Annotated in this window: 21 protein-coding genes and 1 other annotated feature; of the genes, 13 read left to right on the top strand and 8 right to left on the bottom strand. The window is 35.8% G+C overall.

Annotated elements, in window-relative coordinates:
* Window positions 1-8: 8 nt before the first annotated feature.
* Together CWO92_RS11575 and CWO92_RS11570 are read left to right on the top strand one after the other, a co-directional pair.
* Window positions 9-1,625, top strand: coding sequence for a copper resistance protein CopC (locus tag CWO92_RS11575; protein ID WP_101354358.1), 1,617 nt, complete (start codon window positions 9-11; stop codon window positions 1,623-1,625).
* 15 nt (window positions 1,626-1,640) lie between these two features.
* A complete protein-coding gene (locus CWO92_RS11570; protein WP_101354357.1) occupies window positions 1,641-2,291 on the top strand; it encodes a YcnI family copper-binding membrane protein in 651 nt (216 codons plus the stop codon).
* Window positions 2,292-2,517: 226 nt separating this feature from the next.
* On the opposite strand, the gene CWO92_RS11565 is transcribed toward CWO92_RS11570, so the two are convergent.
* Complete coding sequence (locus tag CWO92_RS11565; RefSeq protein WP_101354356.1) at window positions 2,518-3,456, bottom strand: alpha/beta hydrolase; 939 nt, start codon at window positions 3,454-3,456, stop codon at window positions 2,518-2,520.
* A 164-nt stretch (window positions 3,457-3,620) separates the two neighbouring features.
* On the opposite strand from CWO92_RS11565, the gene CWO92_RS11560 reads away from it, so the two are divergent.
* The 3 genes from CWO92_RS11560 to CWO92_RS11550 all read left to right on the top strand — a co-directional run bounded on the left by CWO92_RS11560 (window position 3,621) and on the right by CWO92_RS11550 (window position 6,781).
* A complete protein-coding gene (locus CWO92_RS11560; protein ID WP_101354355.1) occupies window positions 3,621-4,622 on the top strand; it encodes a GNAT family N-acetyltransferase in 1,002 nt (333 codons plus the stop codon).
* Window positions 4,623-4,698: 76 nt separating this feature from the next.
* Window positions 4,699-5,379, top strand: coding sequence for an aminoglycoside adenylyltransferase domain-containing protein (locus tag CWO92_RS11555; RefSeq protein ID WP_101354354.1), 681 nt, complete (start codon window positions 4,699-4,701; stop codon window positions 5,377-5,379).
* 33 nt (window positions 5,380-5,412) lie between these two features.
* Window positions 5,413-5,660: a binding site (T-box leader), on the top strand.
* Between the two features lie 125 nt (window positions 5,661-5,785).
* Window positions 5,786-6,781, top strand: coding sequence for a tryptophan--tRNA ligase (locus CWO92_RS11550; RefSeq protein ID WP_101354353.1), 996 nt, complete (start codon window positions 5,786-5,788; stop codon window positions 6,779-6,781).
* Window positions 6,782-6,866: 85 nt separating this feature from the next.
* Here the strand turns inward: CWO92_RS11550 and CWO92_RS11545 are convergent, their stop codons facing one another.
* Window positions 6,867-7,634, bottom strand: a complete 768-nt coding sequence (locus CWO92_RS11545) for an SDR family oxidoreductase (RefSeq protein ID WP_101354352.1) — start codon at window positions 7,632-7,634, stop codon at window positions 6,867-6,869.
* A 148-nt stretch (window positions 7,635-7,782) separates the two neighbouring features.
* Between CWO92_RS11545 and CWO92_RS11540 the strand changes: the two genes are divergently transcribed.
* The gene (locus CWO92_RS11540) at window positions 7,783-8,799 is read left to right on the top strand and encodes a DUF3231 family protein (RefSeq protein WP_101354351.1); all 1,017 of its coding nucleotides are present in this window, start codon (window positions 7,783-7,785) and stop codon (window positions 8,797-8,799) included.
* Window positions 8,800-8,849: 50 nt separating this feature from the next.
* On the opposite strand, the gene CWO92_RS11535 is transcribed toward CWO92_RS11540, so the two are convergent.
* Complete coding sequence (locus tag CWO92_RS11535; RefSeq protein ID WP_101354350.1) at window positions 8,850-9,359, bottom strand: hypothetical protein; 510 nt, start codon at window positions 9,357-9,359, stop codon at window positions 8,850-8,852.
* 151 nt (window positions 9,360-9,510) lie between these two features.
* On the opposite strand from CWO92_RS11535, the gene CWO92_RS11530 reads away from it, so the two are divergent.
* Together CWO92_RS11530 and CWO92_RS11525 are read left to right on the top strand one after the other, a co-directional pair.
* On the top strand, window positions 9,511-9,906 hold the full coding sequence (locus CWO92_RS11530; protein ID WP_101354349.1) for a VOC family protein: 396 nt from the start codon (window positions 9,511-9,513) through the stop codon (window positions 9,904-9,906).
* A gap of 336 nt (window positions 9,907-10,242) precedes the next feature.
* Window positions 10,243-12,984: a dynamin family protein gene (locus CWO92_RS11525; protein WP_101354348.1), complete on the top strand. Its 2,742-nt coding sequence runs from the start codon at window positions 10,243-10,245 to the stop codon at window positions 12,982-12,984.
* 185 nt (window positions 12,985-13,169) lie between these two features.
* On the opposite strand, the gene CWO92_RS11520 is transcribed toward CWO92_RS11525, so the two are convergent.
* Entirely contained in the window at window positions 13,170-14,222 is a 1,053-nt protein-coding gene (locus tag CWO92_RS11520) for a lactonase family protein (RefSeq protein WP_101354347.1), read from the bottom strand.
* Between the two features lie 235 nt (window positions 14,223-14,457).
* Here CWO92_RS11520 and CWO92_RS11515 point away from each other — a divergent pair, with 235 nt between their 5' ends.
* The 4 genes from CWO92_RS11515 to CWO92_RS11500 all read left to right on the top strand — a co-directional run bounded on the left by CWO92_RS11515 (window position 14,458) and on the right by CWO92_RS11500 (window position 18,641).
* Window positions 14,458-15,144, top strand: coding sequence for an IspD/TarI family cytidylyltransferase (locus CWO92_RS11515; RefSeq protein WP_233269761.1), 687 nt, complete (start codon window positions 14,458-14,460; stop codon window positions 15,142-15,144).
* Window positions 15,145-15,148: 4 nt separating this feature from the next.
* The gene (locus CWO92_RS11510) at window positions 15,149-15,901 is read left to right on the top strand and encodes an SDR family NAD(P)-dependent oxidoreductase (protein WP_101354346.1); all 753 of its coding nucleotides are present in this window, start codon (window positions 15,149-15,151) and stop codon (window positions 15,899-15,901) included.
* 22 nt (window positions 15,902-15,923) lie between these two features.
* Window positions 15,924-17,240 carry a CDP-glycerol glycerophosphotransferase family protein gene (locus tag CWO92_RS11505; RefSeq protein WP_101354345.1) on the top strand — a complete coding sequence of 439 codons (1,317 nt, stop codon included), beginning with the start codon at window positions 15,924-15,926 and terminating at the stop codon, window positions 17,238-17,240.
* Window positions 17,241-17,417: 177 nt separating this feature from the next.
* Window positions 17,418-18,641, top strand: coding sequence for a CDP-glycerol glycerophosphotransferase family protein (locus CWO92_RS11500; RefSeq protein WP_165786675.1), 1,224 nt, complete (start codon window positions 17,418-17,420; stop codon window positions 18,639-18,641).
* A 685-nt stretch (window positions 18,642-19,326) separates the two neighbouring features.
* On the opposite strand, the gene CWO92_RS11495 is transcribed toward CWO92_RS11500, so the two are convergent.
* The 4 genes from CWO92_RS11495 to CWO92_RS11480 all read right to left on the bottom strand — a co-directional run bounded on the left by CWO92_RS11495 (window position 19,327) and on the right by CWO92_RS11480 (window position 20,801).
* Entirely contained in the window at window positions 19,327-19,527 is a 201-nt protein-coding gene (locus CWO92_RS11495; RefSeq protein WP_101354343.1) for an aspartyl-phosphate phosphatase Spo0E family protein, read from the bottom strand.
* A gap of 236 nt (window positions 19,528-19,763) precedes the next feature.
* Window positions 19,764-19,922, bottom strand: a complete 159-nt coding sequence (locus CWO92_RS11490; protein ID WP_101354342.1) for a YjcZ family sporulation protein — start codon at window positions 19,920-19,922, stop codon at window positions 19,764-19,766.
* A 34-nt stretch (window positions 19,923-19,956) separates the two neighbouring features.
* Window positions 19,957-20,046 carry a YjcZ family sporulation protein gene (locus tag CWO92_RS11485; protein ID WP_083489537.1) on the bottom strand — a complete coding sequence of 30 codons (90 nt, stop codon included), beginning with the start codon at window positions 20,044-20,046 and terminating at the stop codon, window positions 19,957-19,959.
* A gap of 152 nt (window positions 20,047-20,198) precedes the next feature.
* A complete protein-coding gene (locus CWO92_RS11480; RefSeq protein ID WP_101354340.1) occupies window positions 20,199-20,801 on the bottom strand; it encodes a nucleotidyltransferase family protein in 603 nt (200 codons plus the stop codon).
* Window positions 20,802-20,994: 193 nt separating this feature from the next.
* Between CWO92_RS11480 and pepV the strand changes: the two genes are divergently transcribed.
* On the top strand, window positions 20,995-22,407 hold the full coding sequence (pepV, locus tag CWO92_RS11475) for a dipeptidase PepV (protein WP_101354339.1): 1,413 nt from the start codon (window positions 20,995-20,997) through the stop codon (window positions 22,405-22,407).
* Window positions 22,408-22,433 lie beyond the last annotated feature (26 nt).

Below are 22,433 nucleotides of genomic sequence, written 5' to 3'. Positions count from 1 at the left end.
GACAATTGATGAAAAAAAGTAAAAGTATTATTTGGTTCTTGATGGTTTTTATCCTCTTGATTTCCGTACCGCATCTGGCTTCTGCTCACGCGTATATCGTAAAATCAACTCCTTCAGAAAATGAAATTATGAATCGATCGCCTGGGAAGGTCGCCATTCAATTTGATGAAGAGATTCAGGCAGCCTTTCATTCACTTAAGGTAGTGGATCAAACAGGAAAAAGAGTGGATCAGAATGATGCCCATATTAATAAAAAGAACCAAGCGATGATAGAAGCTAGTTTGAAACCGAAGTTACAAGATGGTACATACACTATCCAATGGAATGTGATTTCAAGTGATGGTCATCCCATTAGTGGAACAATACCATTTCAAATCGGCGATGCAGCAAAAAGCGGTCAACAGGCTGTTGCCACTACAACTGGGTATACCCCTCATGCGGATATGATCATTATTCGCTGGTTATTTTACCTAAGTTGTTCCCTGTTTATTGGCAGCCTCTTTTTTTGCTTTTTTATTTACAAAGGAAAATCGTTTCCTTTTACCAATAAGGTATTTCGAATGTTGCGATATTCCATTCAAGGCTTATTCATCAGTATTATTTTAAGCCTTCCGCTCCAGACCACTATTGATGCAGGATTAAAGTGGACAAATGCCATTCAATTTTCTATGCTGATGCAAACCATTAGCGATACGAAATTTGGACATATATGGTTGGTCCAAATAGGTCTGATGATTATCTTATCTTTCATTACCTATTTCATCATTCATTCGAAAGCGAAAAAAGCATGGGCATACACAGGAATGTTAGGTTTATTGGCTCTTTTAGTATCAAAAACTTTTATAGGTCATGCTACAAGCTTTAAATACCAATCAATAGGGGTAACCATTGATTTTCTGCATATGGCTGCAGCTGCTCTATGGATAGGAAGTCTATTAGCTATCGCAATTCTTCTTCGTAAAAAAGAAGATGAAACTATTTATTGGTTATCCATTCAGCGATTTTCTTACTGGGGAGCAGCATTTGTAGTAATTATAGTAGCAACGGGGGTTTATGAAAGTTTTAAATTTATCCCGACCGTTAATGCTCTATTTCATACCCTATACGGGCAGGTCATAATAACAAAAATTATCCTGTTAATATTTATGGTTGGCTTTGCACTTGTGAATTTTATAAAAGGAAAAAGTCAAAAGAAAACCCTGGGACCATCAATATGGATGGAATTCATGATCGGAGTTATCGTCTTCGTTTTTGCCGCAATCCTTACCAATTTGCCAACAGGACTAGCAGCACCAGGAGATGTTCAGCAAACCAGCGTTACAAAGGATGGGTATTCCATCACTCTCAACATTACGCCGAATAAAATTGGTAAAAATGAGTTCAAAGTAGATATTTCTCAGAATGGGAAAAAGGTACAAAATCTTGAACAGGTTACGTTATCTCTTATATGTCTCGATATGGATATGGGGGAGAATAAAGTTCAGTTCACAAAAAATGATCTGCAAAATAGCAAACCAGTAACAGGTGTATTAAGTATGGCAGGTCGTTGGAGGGTTCATGTTCATGGACTTACATCGTCCTTAGAAAATATTGATGCAGATTTTACTATTACAGCGGGAAGCTAATAAAGGAGAATAAGAATGAAAAAACTAATGAATAAAATAACTAAAATTACATTGTCAACCATTGCGGGTTTATTCCTATTTGTCGGGATCGCAAGTGCACACGTCACGGTTAATCCAAATGCATCAGCACCGGGTGCATGGGAGACCTATACGATTAAAATCCCAGTAGAAAAGGAAAGTCCAACTACAAAAGTAACATTAAAGATTCCAAATGGAGTAGAATTTGAACAATACCAGCCTGTCCCGGACTGGAAGGTTACAACGAAGAAAGATGGATCTGGGAAAGTAACGATGATAACTTGGGAAGCTACTGGTAACGGAATTCAACCAGGGCAATTTCAACAATTCAACTTTGTTGCCAAAAATCCGGATAAAGAAGGTAGTGCTGCATGGGATGCCTATCAGTATTATAAAGATGGTTCGATTGTAGAATGGACGGGTGATGAAAAATCAGATACTCCACATTCCATCACATCTATTACTGCATCCCAAGCGAATGTAAGCGAGTCTTCTGCTCATGATCATCATGCAGATACAAAAGCAAATGAAGATAATACTAAATCTGTGTCTAAGAATTCTTCTAATACAACACCGCTTATTCTTTCGATTGTGGCTGTGGTGCTTGCATTAGCTGCACTAGTCGCAGCACTTCGCAAAAAAAAATAATGAACTAAGCAGCAGACCAAATCTAATATGATTTGGTCTTTTCTTTAGCTTTGCTGCCCTCAGTTCCCTGATATTAAAGAATGGTTAAATTCTTGATGTTTGCAGACATAGGTTCCGCTAATTTGAAAAAAATAGTGATTTTCATTAAATAAGGTGCTGAGTGATAACAAGGCTTAGGAAATAGCTTTATTTAAAAAGATTAACGAATTCTTAGTCCTTTTGTGTTTTATTCCACGAGATGTAATTGTTTCGAAATCCAACTATGAACAGCATTAAACACTTCATGCTTATTCACCTCATTCAACATTTCGTGTCTGCTCTCTTTAAAGAAAACACTATCAATATTCTGTAATCTATTCCTTTCATATTGAGCAATCACTTTCTGGACGCCTTTGGTTCTTCCCCCAACTGGATCTTGTTCACCACTAAAAATAAACATAGGTAATTCTTTAGGAATTCTTTCAATATGCTTGTTATGATGAATCCTTTCCATTCCGGAAATAAGATCATAGAAAAAACCTGCTGTGCAAATAAACCCACAGTAAGGATCCCTCATATATTTTTCCACTTCATGAGGATCACTGCTTAACCAGTCAAACTCCGTTTTTGGCTCATCAATATTTTTATTGTAATTTCCAAAGGTGAGACGATTCATGAGTGGACTTGGAGCTTTGGCACCATTTTTTCGGATCTCCCTTTTGGCAATGTTCTTTCCAATTTTCCCAAGTAGTCCGGCACTGCTACCAGTTCCCGAAATGATAACTCCTTTAATAGAACCAGCATATTTTTGTATAAATCTTCTGGCTAAAAAGGACCCCATGCTATGCCCAAACAAAAATATGGGGATGTCCGAATGTTCCTTTTGTATTACCTTATTAATCTCAAAAAGATCCTCCACTACTCGCTCAAAACCATCTTTATCACTAAAATATCCGTGAAGCCCTGCACGTTCTCCTGTATGTCCATGTCCGCGATGATCATTGCCGTACACAAAAATACCCTTTGAAACTAAAAATGTAGCAAATTCATCATAGCGTTCTATATGCTCTGCCATTCCGTGTGATATCTGAACAATAGCGTGTGGCACTATGTTTTCATCTTCCCATTTCTTTACATAGACCTCTATCTGATCCTCCATTCGAATCCAGTCAGAAGTGATTTTCATGCTTATGCCCCCTTTTTCGTTTTCCTTTTTATGAAAATTATATGAAATCATAAGATAAAGAACCAATAAAAAGAAGAAATTGGAATTTAATAGAATCAAATAAAGAGGTACGTTATAATATCAGTATATTCAAAAACTATCTGAACAATAAAGGTGGATTTGGGATGACCACAATAGACATCAGAATTTTTCAGTATTTAGACACTCCTAAAATGGTCCAACTGCTAAACGAGAATGCTGAATATTTTCAAATAGCAAAGAAAGCAACTATTGAGGAATTTACTCAATTTTTAAACGAACCTGGCGAGGAAATTAAGGAAAACACATTTGTAGCGCTAGTTGGTGACAAGGTAATTGCCTATCAATCTCTGTGCTTTGTTAAAAGTGATGAACATATCAATGTGTATAGCTATGGTACCGTTCATCATCAGTATAGGAGAAAAGGAGTCGGCACTTTGCTTCTGGAACGTACTTTCAAACACTTAACCCAACGTGCTGAGAGAGAAAATAAGAAAATCATCTATAATCATATGGTTAGAGTCAATCAAAAAGGTCAAAAAGAATTAGCGAATAAATTTAGATTAAAGAAGAATACGGACTTGCTTGCCTTTGAATGGATAAATTCTAATCAAATCCCTATAAAACCTCTTTTGCCCAGTGGTTATTCTTTTATTACACCTTCTCAGAAAAATGCGGAAGAATGGGCTCAAATAGATAATGAAGCTTTTTCATGGCGTAACAATCATGATGAGATAACTCAAGAAAGTGTCATCTACGAGTTTAATAGCCTAGAATTTTCTTCTGATTATTATATTCTTTGCCTAAAAGAAAATAATGAACCTGTTGGCTTCGTTTGTGGAATTGAAGAAGGACCTCATCATGCAGTTATTTCTACGCTAGCTGTACGACCACGTTTTCAAGGAAGAGGAATTGGAAAGGCACTGCTACATGAGGTAATGTACCGAATGAAAGTAAATAGGATTGAAAAAATTCGACTATCTGTTGATGCTAATAATCCCTCCTCAGCGATTAAACTGTATGAAAAGTCAGGTTTTACATTGGAAAACCGAATCATCCATTATATGTATGAAATAGAGCCGCTTAAGGAGTTAGATACCGGCAATTGTAAACCAATTATTAAAAACTTACTCAGATCTGCTTTGTGAAGAGTTACCAAATACGGTAGAAGGTAGTTATCTTCATGGTTCGATTGCCCTAAATTCCTTTGACGATTCCAGTGATATGGACTTTTTAACGATAACGAAACGTCCACTAATTCATGAAGATATTCAGATTTTAAAACAAATTCACCAAATACTTGCAAAGAAGTATGCAAAGCCGGAAATGGATGGTATGTATCTACAACTAAGCGAAATAGGAAAGAATATAGTAGAATCTAATGCTCCTTTTTACAATGGTGGTGTGATGCATGCATCAGGTGCCTTCCAGCAAAACCCTATCACATGGTGGACATTAAAGCATTATGGAATCAGAATAACCGGACCTGAAATAGAAAAAATAAACATAGATGTAACACCCGAAGACTTGAAAAGGTATGTTCATACCAATATGAATGCGTATTGGAAAAAACGAGTGGATAACTATAAAACTCTTAATTTTAACACAATCCCGGATAATCTAATCGACCAAGAAATAGAATGGTCCGTTCTGGGGGTACTACGACAATTTTATACAATAAAAGAAGATGATATTACTTCGAAGCTTGGAGCTGCTACATACGCGCTGGAACACCTTCCAAGCGAATGGAGCAATATCATCCAAGAAGCAATCAAAATTCGTGAACAATCCATAAGAAACCATTATCAAACTAACAAGGAGAAGATTTTAGATGCGAGCCAATTTTTAACTTTCCTTATTCAATATTGCAACGAATTGGTAGAGGAAATATTAGATATATTGTAATGCATATATTTTTAGTATAAAATAATCATTAAATGTAGAGCAATGACGAAGAAGAGTAAGCATAAGAAACACTTTAGAGAGCTGATGGCCGGTGAAAATCAGTGTGAAACTTCTGCTGAATGGGCTTCTGAGCTTCCTGACTGAACCTGAAGTAGGTTGGGCGGATAGGTCTTACCGTTAAAAGAGACAACGCATCGAAATGGATATTTCCGTGCGATAAAGTGCGTTTGCTAATATAGGTAAACGAATAAAGGTGGCACCACGGGCTTCCCGTCCTTTTTAGGATGGGGAGCCCCTTTTGTATGCTGAAAAAATATATACTTTATTTAATAGAACGGTTTGTTTCCGCTATCCGGTTGCTTATAAGGAATGCATAGATTCACACAAAAAATAGGAGGATATCTCAATGAAAACAGTTTTAACAGGTGTAAAACCAACTGGAAAAATCCATTTAGGAAATTACATTGGAGCGATTAAACCTGCGCTTCAAATAGCACGTAATCCAGAATATCAGCCAATTTATTTTGTAGCGGATTATCATGGTTTAACGAAAACGCAAAATGCAGAAGAAATGCGGAAACTCTCTTTAGGAGTAGCATCCGCATGGTTAGCTCTTGGGCTAGATCCTGAAAAGGTTATTTTTTATCGTCAATCCGATGTTCCGGAAATTTTTGAACTATCATGGGTATTAGCTTGCTTTTCGCCTAAAGGACTAATGAACCGTGCTCATGCTTATAAATCATTGGTAGAGCAAAATAAACAGGCAGGCAAGGAAATCGATGACGGTGTAAATATGGGTCTCTTCACATATCCAATTTTAATGGCAGCAGATATCTTAATGTTTCAAACAGATATTGTCCCAGTCGGAAAAGACCAAATTCAACATGTTGAAATAGCCCGTGATATTGCCGAGCATTTTAATAAAAATTATGGAGAGACATTTACATTACCGGAATTTAAAGTGGAAGAGGAAACAGCAGTTCTTCCAGGACTTGATGGAAGAAAAATGAGCAAAAGCTATAACAATACGATTCCTTTATTTGAGGATGCGGATACGCTGTTTAAATTAATTAAAAAAATTAAAACGGACTCCACACCGGCAAATGTTCCAAAGGATCCTAATCAATCGATTATCTTTGAACTTTATAAAGAATTTGCATCCCCTGAAAAAATTCAAAAGATGAGGGACGCTTATGCAAATGGAATCGGTTGGGGAGATGCGAAGAAGGAATTATTTGATGTCATGAACACATATCTGGAAGAACCACGTGAAAAATATAACGAACTGATGGCAAAACCAGAAAAAGTAAATGAAATTCTTCTCTCCGGCGCAGAAAAAGCAAGGCAAAAAAGCATTCCATTTATGAAAGAAATACGCAGAAAAATTGGATTGATGAGTTAGGAATTATTTATAAATCGGGTTCGATAGTGAGTATATCGAACCCGCTTTTTTGATTATTTTAATATTCGGCTATGCAGATTCTCTTTTATTCTAGAAAATCGGGATTTCTGCTCAAAAATCCTTCCCATGCCTGCTTTGTCCCTTCATCTAATTCATCTCTAGAAGCACGCAAGCGTTTTGCAGATCCACCGTAGCCAATCTCTTCTTCACCGTTTTTAATTCCCTCAAATACTGCATCAGCAAAGTCATTCAATGGAGCACCGAATGTATGTAATCCGATTCCGCCTAGATCTGTGTTTACAGCAGGGGGGAATATTTCCACAACTTTCACATTGGATTTTTCCAATTGTAATCTTAGCGATAAAGTAAACGAGTGAACGGCAGCCTTTGTTGCACTATATACTGGCACCCATGTACCCGGTGTAAAAGCTAAACCAGAGGAGACATTAATAATGGTTGCATTCTCCTTCTTCATCAAAAAGGGTGTAAACAGCATGGTCAGATGAACTGGAGCTTCAAAATTGATTGCAATCTCATTTTGATAATAATTCCAGTTCTCATTTGCTTTAAGAAGATTTACTCTTTGTTGGATTCCGGCATTGTTCACTAGAACATTAAGTGTTGGAAATTCGCTCGTCACCCACTCAAAAAGTTTGACGCGCTCTGATTCTTTGGATACATCGCAAACCCTGGTATGCAGATTAGGATATTTTGTTTGAGCTTCCTTTAACTTTTCTTCTCTACGTCCTACGATAATTACTTCGTTGCCCGCTTTTATAAATCGTTCTGCAAATGCTAATCCAATTCCAGAGGCTCCACCGGTAATTAATATAGTATTTCCGGATCTATTCATTCTTTTTTCCTCCCGTCAAAATAAATGAGCTTCTCCTTTTTATATCACAAAATTGGTGAATTTAATTACAGGGAAGCTTGAATTTCTTTTACTATTTTTGCAAAGAATATGCCATACATGATAATAGAACTTCTTTGGAGGTACTCTAATGCCTAAGGAACATATTCCATTAACTTCGTCCGAAATAGCAAGCCTTTGGACATCTTTTATGAACTTTAGTATGTCCAAATGTATGCTCGCTCATATGAAAAGACACATCCAAGATACGGAAATAAAACCGATTATTGAAATGGCCGAAAGCATATCATCTGATAATATAAAGTGGTTAACGACTATTTTTGAAACGGAAAAATTTGCGCTTCCTGTTGGATTCTCAAAAGAAGATGTGAATTTAAATGCTGCCCCATTATTTACAGATACCTTTTGTCTAACATATGTGCATCATATGTCACGTACTGGGATGATAGCTTCTAGTGGCTTTATAGCCATGTGTGCACGAGAAGATATAAGAATGCACTTTTCCCATGAACTTTTGCGAATCGTTGATTTATATAATAAAAGTTCGGATACAATGTTAAATAAAGGGCTATTCGTAAAAGCGCCGTGTATTATGGTACCTGCCGAGGTGGATTTCATTGATTCTAGCAGCTATCTAAGCGGATTTAATTTGTTCAGTAAGAAGCGGCCATTAAATGCGGTTGAGATTTGCCATCTATATATGAACACGCAAACGAATATGATAGGGGTAAAGCTTTGTCTTGCTTTCGCACAAAATTCGCCGACTAAAGAAGTTCAAAAATATATGATGAATGGGAAAGAAATATCTGAGAAACATATAAAGATATTTTCCTCCATATTACTGGATGATCATATTCAAGTTCCAATGGGTTCTGATATTGCCATTACAAATTCAACTGAGCAAGTCTTTTCGGATAAATTGGTTATGTTTCATATGGGTTTTTTAAGTGCCGCTGGGACAGGAAACTATGCAACAGCTGCAGCAGCAAGTCAGCGAACCGATCTAGTAACTAATTATGAACGTCTTTCCATTGAAATAGCTCAATTTGCTAAGAATGGTGCAGATATTATGATTAAGCATCAATGGCTAGAACAGCCTCCGGGAACGGTTGATAAAGATAAATTAGCAAAGAAGAAAAATGATTAAAGTAGATGTGAGTCCGTAGAAAAAATTGTTTCTCGGACTTTTTTAGTTATTCATTCATTCAATACATCCACTATACGATCTGCCTTCATTCTTTTTTGACATAGCGATATCAGATCATCAAAAAAAGTTCCTACTTCAAAGCAGGAAGTTGGGATTGGAATATGGATGGTCGTTGAACCGTAAAGTTGTTTGAAATATGATTTCCTTTCTTGATTTTTACCATCACGTTTCAATGGATTGTAATTCCAAGTAATAACTGCTTTTCGATTTAATTCACTAATGTTTTGAAGTTCTGCTAGTGTGGTGGATTTATTTTGCGGATAAATAACCAAATAGTATCGATTATTCCGGTGCCAATCAATAAAAAATAAATAATAACCTAATTCTTCTGGCTTTGATATGTGGTAACCAGCTATTATCGTTTTTCCATTGGTCCATTGATGGAATCCATGAATAGTACTCCATACTATAGCCAATTTTGAAATATCGTAAGAAGTTTGATTATTCTTCATACAATCCTCTATTTGGCTGCATATATAAATTGCTACTTTTTTTTCCATTTGTAAATCCTCCTTTTTTAATATAATAATAACGATAAAAGTAGAACAGCGATACTTTGTTTTTATGACGATAGAATATATAATTTCCTTAACAAGTCTTAGCTAGTTTAGCTATAAACATGCCAATATAAAAAAACGGGGTGGATTTGAGATGAAAAAATTATATACAAGATTAAATATTGAAAATTGCAAGGAGGCAATCGAATATTATGCTCAAGTTTTAAATGGAGAGATTAAAAACGTTCAGCTTGCAGATGGTGTGGAAATGTTTAAGGGACACGAAGGAAAGTATATACATGCCGAATTACATCTTAACGAACATTATGTTATTTTCTTTAATGATATCTTTGGAAATGAGCCTGTTAGAGGAAACAATATGATAATGGGACTTGATTTTGATAACGAAGAAGAAATAAGAAAGGTTTATAACGGGTTGTCCAAAGAAGGAATAGTGACCATGGAACTGCAAGACACATTTTGGAATGCCCTATACGGAAAAGTAACCGACAAATACGGAATTCACTGGGAACTAAATCACCAGAGATAAATGAAAGTGGGATAAGGGGTCTGACCCTGCATCCCATTTTGTTATTAAACAGTCACATTTCTGTAGTACAATTGAAAGGAAAATGAAATTTACCGCATAAAGGACTTTGTTACAATAATAAGATAGAATTGAAGAAGATTATAAAAATACTCTTTTGCATTTAAGACTTAACTAAAGGCTCTTTTCTTAACTTTTATACTTAATTAAAAATTTTTTGAGAAAATGTCCTTATACAACTTTAGAATGGCTCGCTTCAATGAAGGTTGCCTCTAAAACGTATAAGGGTATTTTAATGAGGTAAGAAAATCCTATTTTAATGACATCGGGGGTTCAAAAATGACATTAGAGGAACAATTGATTAACAAAACATATTACAAAGTTACTTATATGAATGAGCAGGAAGAGAAACATCCTATTCAGGTTCTTGGAGATGCTTACTTATTAGAACAGCGAAACGAGCTTCCAGACCTATCATATATTCGTTATGCACAAGGCGAAGTATATTTTCAATTCAAGGATTTTGAAGCGGCTATCTTTAAATGGGAGAATATTACGAATGAACTGCAGCCATGGGCCAGAAAAAATATGGCAGATGCCTATTTAGAGCTTGGACTAGTGACAGATGCAGAGGAAATGTATCTTTCCATTCATACAGAATCACCGACACTTCATGCGGAGGTTTCCTTACAATTATTTTCTTTGTATTTGGAACAAGGAAAAATAGATAAGGCCGATAAAGTAATAAAGGAAGTTGTATCTTTAACTCCGGATTATCCAAATGTAACCGAAATTGCACGAAGATTTTATGAGGAACAAGAAAAAGTTCAGGATGCTGTGGAACTTGCTGTTAATGAAGCAATCCGCACTGAAAGCTTAAAATGGTCCCAATTCGTCAATGAATATGTGCAAAAAGGTTGGACGAAAACTTATAAGCCAGAGTATTTTATGGAGTTTATTCCTGCGGTACATCAGGTTGATCAAAAATGCTTTGAACAAATAGTTGCGTCCCTTTGGAACAGCTATAAACAGGAAGATCTTTATTTAAAATGGTTAAAAGAACTAAATACAGTTCTTTCAAAATTAGAACTGCAGAAAAATGCGCGAATCTCTTCTTTATATAAAGAGGCCTATATTGAATTAATAGATGGGCAATTTTATATAAAGGAAATATCGTCGATTATCCCAGATCACTTATCAAATTGGCAAAGAGTATCGGTTTCTACGGATCAAATTTTTGCTTCTTCAGCGATTTTAGCATGGAGTGAAATGTTCCCTGCCAGTTTAGATTTAGGGGTGGTTAGTGATGCCGAGTACAATATTTGCCATACTAGCAAACTGGATAATGTTTTGTCTCATTGTCATCAGCTCTTTGAATCTATTACTAAGTGGGCCGAGGACCATGAATTGGGAGTAGGGCATAAAATGAAATGGATGGTTCAACAATTGATGGATTGTAATGTCCATCATCTAATGGTAGCGGGGCCAACTGGAAATGGAAAATCATCTTTCATCAATTCCATTCTGGGAGAGAATATTTTAAAACCATCCACATCATCGCTTATTATGTTTAAGGATAATGAAGCATTAAATATGACTGAGATTACAGATTCAGGCAGCAAAAGAATAGCTGATTTTTCCGATTTTTATCAGATAACAGCGTCCCAACTTCAAACGAAAGTAATTGATTTCCATTTGCCTAGTGACTTTTTGCATAAAAATGGGCTAGCACTTATTGATGCACCTAGTTTTCAAGGCAGTACCAAGAGTAGAAATGACTTTTTTGATTATTTACAGTTAGCTGACGGCCTAGTATTTGTATTAAATGCAAATGTTCCATTTACTGATAAAGAATGTGACATTCTATTACAAATACAAAAATTTGCTCCAAGTCTTCCAATCTATTTTGTATTAAATAAAATTGATACGATTTATAGTGAGCATGAAGCTAATAGTGTTATAGAGGAAACAGAATCACGACTATCCGAATACTTCCCATCTGCAAAAGTATTTCCATATTCATCAGTATATAATAGCGAGGAACAATCAGAACAATTGTCAGAATTTGTAAAAATAGATCATAATCAAGATGTTCTACAGCAAGGGCGTACTGAAAAGCTTTTATATTTAATTCGCCAGTTGATAACAGACCTATTAGAAAAGCGGGTAAAAATGGAAACGGATATCGTAAAGTCCATCAGCTGGAATGAGGATATTGCTGGAAGATTAAACGGTGCTCTTCACCAACTTCGTGATCTAGAATCAGAAAAAATGGAACATATCCAAACAGAGTATCAAATGATGGAAGAAGAAATAAGGAATGAAGTAATAAACACCATTCCAACTATCTTGAAAGGATGCACCGACTTTATCAAAGAGGATAGTGATTTCCGTCATATTCATAATGAATTGAATGACGAGATGAATAACCGTGTGCAAGATTACCTCCATAACGATATTTTACCTAAATACTATGGACAATTGAAAAAATGGATTGCTACATCCAATAGTGAATTCAATCAATCTAAGGAATATTTAGATGAAATGTGTGAGAGTTTAAATAAACTATATGGAGAAGAACGCTTAAAACTAGAGTTTGATTTCCGCGTCATAGATGATTGGAGCCGTGACGCAGACAGAATGACCAATGCAGTACGTTTTGAAAAAATAAATATTTTATCAAGAAACACGCCAACCCAGTTATTATTAAAAGGCGCGGGAAAACTGTTTGGCGGAATTCCGCAAAACAAATCAATGCTCTATAACAAGTACAAAAGTTTAGTGGATAATGAAGACTACTATGGAGTAGCAGTGATTATCGCAAATAAATTTATGCAGCAATTCGATTTATTTGAGAAAGGGTTAGATCGTGATATCTCCATGTTCTTCCACAATCCGCTTTCTGTATTGGAACAAACCATAGCAGAAACATATGAAAAAATTAAAAGGCAAAATGAAATATTACAAAATTTAAGGGCAAATCCTGAGAAGTATAAAGATCCAATCACATTGTTTGAGGTTAGATTAAGACAAAATGAATGGATTAAAGATGTTGGGAAGGAAACCCAGCCGGTTTATTAAGTTGGCTGAAATATGGTCGAGTTTGGCTGAATTGTTGTAGTAAATGGCTGAATTACCGTCTTGATTGGCTGAATTATCAAGATAGTTGGCTGAATTCCTTGTAATGTAAAAACAAAACGCTTAAAAGTGTGAACAAAACCCAAAATAAGAAAAGCAGCCAAATCAAAATTGGCTGCTTTTCCATTTTAGTAATTCAAAAACTTCACACATACCGGATAAGGAACTGCTACATCAGACTGCAATAAAGTCAATTTTCCAGTATCCGTATCACGGGAATAGAGAACAAGATTTCCTGACTCTTGGTTAGAAGCAATTAGGAACTTTTCTGTTGGATCCAGCATAAAATCTCTTGGCCAAGAACCTTCTGTTGAAGTATGCTCCACAAATGTAACCTTTCCGGTATCTTGATCAATACTAAATACAGCAATCGAGTCATGTCCGCGGTTTGCCGCATAAACGAATTTGCCGTCAGAAGAAACATGAATGGCACTTCCTTGACTATTCTCTGTAAAATCATCAGGAATCGCGGAAATATACTGCAGTTCTTTAAAACTCCCATCTTCCACATGGTATTCCAAAGCAATTACCTCAGAACTTAGTTCCGTCATTAAATAAGCGTATTTCCCATTTGGATGAAATTCAAGATGTCTTGGTCCGCTTCCAGGCTTAACAGATAAACTGTTTACTTCTGTTAATGCATTATCCTGTACTTTGTATGTAATCAACTTATCAATTCCTAAGTCTACAACGACAGCATATTTTTCGTCAGGTGTAAAGCCAGAGTAATGTGTATGTGGCTTTTCTTGTCTTTCCGAAGGTCCGGAGCCTGTATGCTCAATAACGGAAAAAGCTGGTTGAATGCTTCCATCTCCATTTGTAAGGTAAGCTGCAACAGTACCAAGGTGGTAATTCGCAGATAAAACGTAGTGGTTTTCGCTGTCCACACTTACATGACATGGTGAGGAGCCTTTAAGCAATTGAATGTTTTTTCTTTCAAGTGTTTCAGCAGGATTATGGATGGAATATGCAGCGATTCCCCCTTGGTCCCCCACTTTCACAACAGAATAAAGAAATTGGTTATCCTTGCTAATAGCAACATATGTTGGATTATCAAGCTCCGCTACTAATTTTACATCACTAATTCTTTCGTTCTCTGTATCTAAGGTGAAAGAATAAATGCCTTTGCTCTCCCCTTTGGTATATGTACCAATAAAGCCATTAAATTTATTATGCCCCATCCTTATTCACTCCTTTTAAATAGTTGTTGTGTACATCAGTAAAACATCTAGTTCCATTAACCCAAGTGTATGTCTTTCGATTATTATATCACATATGTTGCCAATCCATGGACAGGGGACTCAAGATCGCACTTTACGATTTTATTTCCATTAAACCAATTTTAATAGTATAATATTTTTCAAAGTTATTTGAATATATAACCTATTTAGAATTTAACAAGATGAGGTGAACTTATTGAAGGAGTTTAGCTTTATACTTTTATCAGGCGGAGTAGGAAAAAGAATGCAGCTTGATATTCCTAAACAATTTTTATTAATAGGTGGTAAGCCCATTCTCGTTCATGCATTAGAAAAGATTGATGTTATCGAGGAAATAAAAGAAATCATCATCCCATCTCCAAAGGAATATATAGAAAAAACAGAAGAAATTATTTTTCATTATGGGTTTGCAACACCGATCTATTGTATAGAAGGAGGGGAAACCAGGCAGGAATCTGTGTATAAGGGACTTCAAAAAACCAGATTTGAAAACGTTATCATTCATGAGGCTGTGAGACCATTTGTTACGGTGGAGGAGTTCAAGAATTTGCTACATGAAGATGCGGAAAATGCGATTTATGGTAAGGATATTCCATTTACCGTTTTAGAGGGAACAAAATATATAGAAAATAATTTGCAAAGAGAACGGCTTATAAACGTCCAATTGCCTCAAAAATTTAATAAAAAGAAACTGCTTTATGCACATGAATGTGCAAGCGAAGAGGGATTGAACTTTACAGAAGATGCAAGCCTCTTCTTTCATTATTTTCATTCTAACATCAAAGTACTTACGGGAAGCGACTACAATATTAAGATTACAAAGCCGATTGACCGCAAAATAGCAGAAATTATCTATAAAGAATATATTTTAATGGAGGGGTAATGGGATGTCGAAAACATGTGTCATTACAGGTGCAAGCCGTGGAATTGGAAGGGCAATAGCCATCACTCTCAGCAGGAGAGAAGATATTGAAAATATCATTCTCATTTCCAGGACGAAAGAAGGTCTGGAAGAAACAAGAAGTATGATGGAGGAAAAGCATATTGAATGCTATGCTATGGACCTGACTGATTATCAAGAAGTGGAAAAAGTCATTTCTTCCGTTGGAACCAGATTTGGCACGATCGATTATTTATTAAATGTTGCTGGTTACGCGAATCCCAAATCCTTATTAGAAACCTCCATTGAAAACTGGGAGACTACTTATAAAGTGAATGTGCATTCTATTTTTTATATAACAAAGGAAGTAGTGAAATTTATGAAAAGGACAGGAGGGAAAATTTTAAATGTAGCCTCTACTGCAGGAAGTACTGCACGTCCAGGATGGCTCGCGTATGCTTCATCCAAGGCAGCGATTATAAGTATGTCGCAGACCCTATCCGATGAATTATCGGAATATGGTATTTTAGTATATTGTATTTCCCCAGGACGATGTGCAACAGAGCTTAGAAGGGTATTGGCGCCTGATGAGGATCAAAGTACGATTATGCAGCCGGAACATGTAGGAGAAGTGGTGAATCATCTGCTTTCCGACACTGGAATATGTTTAGACGGGCAAAATATAGTTGTACGCAAGCAAGTAACGAAACTGATAAATCAAAACTTTAATAATAAGGAACTAACAGAACAATCATTGTAAACAAAACAGAGAGGCGGTTACAATGCATTTCAATCAAACATTATTAAACATTATCCAAATCATCTTCCTGATAATGATATTTCTATCCGTCAATAAAAACTACAGTAAAATCAAACTACTGTTAAAGCGTTCGATTGTTGTAGGCATTTACAATGCATCTAAACTATTTCCGAGATCATCGAAAGTCATTGTATTTGGAGCAGAAAACGGAATGGGATTTAGAGGGAATCCGAAATATCTATTCCTGGAGATGACAAAGAGTTCGGAATACAGATGTATCTGGATTTCCAAAAGTGAAAAAGTAGTACAGGACCTGACAGCTGAGGGATATACCGCTTATAAACATAATAGTTTAAAAGGAATTTACTATCAGCTACGAACAAAGCTAGTCGTCCACTCACATTCAATTAATGATGACTTTTTTAAAGTATTTTTAGGAGGGGCAACCTCTTATCTTACATGGCATGGAGTTGGCTTGAAGAAGGTATGGGGGGCACATAGTAAAACATTTTCTTATAAGATTCTTCATCATAAGAGTTTTATCAAACGTTTCTTTGGAAAATTCGTCGTAAAAACGAATTTAGCAAAAATTAATTATGTTGTATCGACAAGCCCCAGGGTATCATCCTATTACCCAGAGACCTTTTTAGTAAAGAAGGAAAATGTCATTGAACTTGGCCAGGTAAGGAATGATATTTTCTTTCAAACTTCTGCAGAAGATAACGAGATTCCAGATTATATAAAAAATAACAAAGTTATTTTATATATGCCAACACACCGTAACTTTGGAAAGTTGGACACCCCTATAAATCTCATATTCGATTTTGAAAAGCTGGATCAGTTTTGTGAAAAAATGGGTTATCTATTTATTGTTAAAAGACATATGTACTCAAGTGGAAGCATTTCTAACAAGTATAAACATATTATCGATGTTAGCGATAAATCCTATGACCCTCAATTTCTATTAAAATATGCAGATGTACTAGTAACCGACTACTCCAGCTGCTACACAGATTATTTATTGCTGGACAGACCCGTGGTGTTTTATTGCTATGACTTAGAGTTGTATTTACAAAAATCAAACGAAATGTATTTTGATTATTTTGACGTAACACCGGGGCCAAAACCTAATACCTTTGATAATTTTCTTCAGTCATTGCAGGAAATGATGGAAAATCCAAATGCTTATCGGGAAGAAAGGGAACGAGTGTTAAATATTTTCTATTCAAGGGAAAATCAGGGGAAGGTTTTGGAAAAGCAGGTGAATTATATTAATAATCATATTTTAAAGGGCAGCAAAACCAATATTCATGTTACAGGCACGGATGCTTCTTTCTAAGGATCTTTTCTTACTTTATTGCTATTATATACCAGGGTTAATAATGAATTAACTTTTTAAGAAAAGATGCCCGAAACCAATTCTGCTGGTAGGATTTGTATCCAATTCCGAAAAGCAACCGGAAGGGTTTATACAATTAATGCAAAACAGCCCCTTCTAGGGAAGGTAGGTCCTAATATGTCGCGCATTAGATTAATGCCAACAATCTTTGTAAAATATATAATGAAAAGCATATATTTGATTATCTGTTTATTTTTTAAAGTGAATACACATAAAATTACCTTTGCTTCTTACCGTGCGGATAAGCTCAAAGATAATTTATATTTCGTATGGGAAGAGATGCAGGCGCAATATCCGGATTATCAATATCATTTTGTTTTCAAAAAGTTTCATAGTTCTTTAAAGGGGAAAATCCATTACTTTTTCCATCTTCTAAGAGCTATTTATGAATTGGCCACATCAAGATTATTTATTATTGATGATTATTATTTCCCTGTATATGTAGTAAAACCAAGAAAGGGTACGGAAGTGATTCAACTTTGGCATGCTTCCGGTGCTTTGAAGAAATTCGGCTTAAGTACGGTCGGGAAGCCTTTTGGTCCGAGTGAAACGTATTTGAAGCATGTGAAAATCCATTCTAATTATGCAAGGGTGTATGTGAGTTCTGCAGAAGTTATCCCATATTACAGCGAAGCGTTCGGAATGCCGGCAAAGCAAATCTATCCTCTTGGAGTACCGAGAACGGACTATTTTTTCTCCGTAGAAAAGAAAGAACAAGTGAGAAAGAAATTCATGGAGCAATATCCTGAATTAATGGGAAAAAGGCTTATTTTATTTGCTCCGACCTTCCGGGGAAAGAGTCACTACCAACAGGTATTTGAATGTCCGCTGGATATACGAATGATGAAGGAGGAATTGGCCCCTGGTTATGCTTTACTCATCCATCTCCATCCATATATGCAGAATGTCGTAATAATAGAGGATGAGGAAAAGAGCTTTGCCTTTCATTTAAAGGATACTTTTACCATTCAAGAGCTATTGTTGCTTTCGGATATGCTAATTACCGACTACTCAACAGTCTTTTTTGATTACAGTTTGCTTGGGAGACCCATTGCATTTTTCGCAAATGATTTGGAGCAATATATAGGGGAACGGGACTTTTACTATGACTATTTGGATATGATACCTGGGCCCTTCTTTACGAAGACAGAACAGCTTATAGATTGGATTATAAAGGGTGCATATGACTTGAAAAAGGTCGCAGCTTTTCGCAACCGTTTTTTTGAGCATATTGATGGGAAGGCAACAAAGAGAATTGTGCGGCATTTGCTTGGGGAAGAATTAGAGAGTTCCACTCACATTAGAAATTATACTTCGGATAGGGAGAAAGGGGCAATATAAGGCCCCTTTCTTTTTTTGTGGTTGATTTTCCCTAGACATATTCATAATGTCTCTTTCGGCTCATCCATAATGTGATACTAACTACTAGAATTCTATAGCAAGGTACAAGAGAAGGATGCGATATTAGTAATTTCTGTTTCATCATGCCTTTTTTTAAAATGCCAAAATACCCTGAAAGTACAAGAATTATAAAGAATAATATTTAAATAACTTCTATGTTTATAATAAAAAATTCCTTTATTTTTAGATAATAGTTCTTTCATTTATAAAGGGAAGTGGCAGTCATAATACTCTCCCTTACTTTGCATAATTATCCTTGGGCATCCACATGCTAAAGTTTCAAATAATCAGTAACTACAAACTATCTTTCAAAGATAATTTATTAATTCTAGTCAACTAACTGGAATTTGATACTATCATACCGTAAAAGGTTTCTTTATATGATAAAAATACAGCGAGTAAAATTACCTGCTTCAAAGACAAATTAATAGAATAAGTCGTAAAGATGGATGCATGGAGTAGATATGATAGAAATGAAAATATAACAAGTGGAAAAATACATGAAAATGCTTGTGGATAAGCGAAGGTTAAAAACAGATTAATAAAATCCACAGAAATTCTCAAAAAAGAATAAATATTGAGTACAATGAACATAATTGAGACCTTGTTTTCATTATAATATGAATTAATTTCTTCTATGGCCCTTTGGATGTTCTCGTACGCCCTTCATTAAAGATTGATAGGCAAAAATAAGCTTATCCAATTCTTGGCTTTTATGAAGGGTTTCTGGGCTTCTAAGCCCCTCCTTAATGCCAATTTCAATCATCTTATTTCGGAGAAGATCAATTTGATTAGTTAATTCAAGTAAGCTATAGTAGTTTTTCATATTGTCACTCCTACCAATAAACAGGGATACAATTGTAATAGGACATATGTAATATTATGATAGATTATGGAGAAAAATGGAACCCTTTCGACAATCAATCCAGATATTTGACAAATTTCGATATTCCGAAGTCTTAATTTTGAAGGAATTTGATATAAAAGGAAGGCTAACTAATAAAGTATAGTTAGCCTTCCTTTGAATTTTACATAGATATAGTTAGCTTATAGGTGGACTATTTATGCCCAGCAAACGGCTCCAATGATAATAAGAAGGATAAATAATACGACGATTAGCGCGAAGCCACCGCCATATCCAAAGCCGCCTCCTCCATATCCATACCCGCAGCCACCATAACCACCGTAGCCACCGCATCCGTATCCCCAACGACCAAACATAAAGCTCCTCCTTTCAGAAAGGTTTACTTACCTATTAATATACGTAAGCTGCTCCTACGATAATCAGAAGGATAAACAATACGACAATTAGTGCAAAACCTGCACCGTAACCTGCACCATCCACAATATCACCCCCATGGCTTATTCCTTAATAAACTATGTAGGTTTAACGTGTCTGGATTGGACTCCTTACATAAAAATTTTTATAAAAGCAAAATAGTTATTTAACCAACAAGGGAAAGTAAGAGGCAAACGATTTAAAAAATAATAATGAGTTCATTCCTCAAGGATTAATTTCAGGTAATCGTGGGGTGTATCAATGTCTTCCGGATATAGATTGTCACTATGGCATATGGATAAAAAGCGGAGATTACGTTGAATGATATCCTTACCTCCCCTATCTCCAGATGCAGCAGTTAATGCTTGAAAAAAGTGAGAGCTGAAGAGAATAGGATGACCAATTTGTCCATCCTGGTATTTTGTTTGCATGATGACTTTGTTATTGCAGAAGTCATTCAGAACATATTCTGTACAGAGGTTTTGTATATCTTCTGAATCTATTCCGGGCTGATCACCAAGGAGGATAATTGCAGCTTTTGCATCTGCAGGAAGGGAACGAATTCCTAACGACAGACTATATCCCAACCCAAGGCTGGGAGAGAAGTTGTATATAGGATCACACGGATAATTGGATACAGTTTTTTTTAGTGATTCATTGTCTTTAGGGATAACGACTTTTAGACCTGCAAATGGTAAGGAAACTGTTTTGGAAAGAATATGTTCTATTATATACATTCCTTTCCATTGCAATAATAGCTTTGGGGTGCCCATCCTTTTCGATTGGCCACTAGCTAAAATAATCGCATAAATTCCTGTCATTTTGTTCAAGTGTTTCACCTTCCAAATATATATTTATTCCTCATAAGAGAGGTTCTACATCAACGTATTTGTTATACAAGGACAGTATACTCAAAAAGTTCTGTTCTAGAATGATTATGATAAAATAAGGTGAAAACTAAAAAATTTGAAATATTTAAAAGCAAAGATCAAGTTCGAATGGGAGTGAAAAGGAATGGTGAATTGGTATCAGGAAGTGCAAAACCGAAAAGAGGAATTAATCAAGGATTTATTTGGATTACTGCAGATCGAAAGTGTGAAAGATTTAACTACGAAAACATCGAAATATCCAATGGGGGAAAACGTAGGAAAAGCACTAGAATATATATTACATTTATCGAATGAGGCTGGATTCAAAACGAAAAATGTAGATGGTTTTGCTGGGTATGCAGAACATGGTAATTATACAGATGACGATCATGTAGGGGTTTTGTGTCATGTAGATGTCGTACCTGCTACTGGAGACTGGTCGAGTCCTCCTTTTGAACCAACCATTCGAGATGGTAAAATTTTTGCTCGAGGTTCGATTGATGATAAAGGACCAACGATGGCAGCATTTTATGGATTAAAGTTGGTGAAAGAGCTGGGACTTCCGATGAAAAGGAATGTACGTATTATTTTTGGAACGGATGAAGAAAGTGGAATGAGTTGTATGAGGCATTATCAACAAGTAGAAAAAATGCCTACCTTAGGATTTGCTCCAGATGCTGATTTCCCTATTATTAACGCGGAGAAGGGGCAAATGAGTATAAAAATTGTTCAAAATAAATCTAGCCATAGCACAAAAGCTAACATAAATCTTGTATCCTTTTCTGCAGGTACCAGAATAAACATGGTTCCGGAACAGGCGACAGCAATATTAAGCGGGAATATAAGTGAAGTGGCTGAAAAGTTTGAGGAATACTGCAAAGAAAATCAATATCATCATAGTATGGAAGTTTTTACAGATAAGATAAAGCTTTCTCTCTTTGGTATCTCTGCTCATGCAATGGAACCTTTTGCTGGTCGAAATGCAGGAACGGCACTTGGTGAATTTTTATCCTCATTTCAGCTTCAGTCCGATGTTCAACCATTTTTATCGCTTTTATCAGAACTGCATAACGATTATTATGGTGAGAAAATTGGAATTTCTTATTCAGATGATGTAACAGGCTCACTTACAGTCAATCCTGGTATTATTCAGTATAAGCACGATGGGGAAGCTACTATATTTCTAAATATGCGCTGCCCGGTAACCTTGGATTTTAAACAAACAAAAGAGAAAATAGTGAAGGCAGTGGAAGATAAGGGATTCAGCATTGCAGAATATCGTGAATCATCCCCCCATTTTGTTGATGGAGATGATCCAATGATTCAGGCATTGCAGAAAGTATATCAAGAAGAAACAAATCTTGAGCCAACACTTCTATCTTCTGGCGGGGCCACCTATGCACGCTTTATAGAGAAGGGTGTAGCATTTGGAGCATGCTTTCCTGGAAAAGAATACAGAGCTCATCAGCAGGATGAATATATAGAGGTAGAAGATTTATTAAAAGCTACTGCAATTTACGCAAGAGCAATATATGAATTAGCAAATATATCATTATAAAAAATAGAAGAGGGGAGAAACTGTTT

It is taken from the genome of Heyndrickxia camelliae (genome assembly GCF_002844575.1).
Lineage (GTDB): Bacteria > Bacillota > Bacilli > Bacillales > Bacillaceae_C > Margalitia > Margalitia camelliae.
Note: the sequence above shows the minus strand (reverse complement) of the source record. Positions and strands in the feature narration are given on the sequence as shown.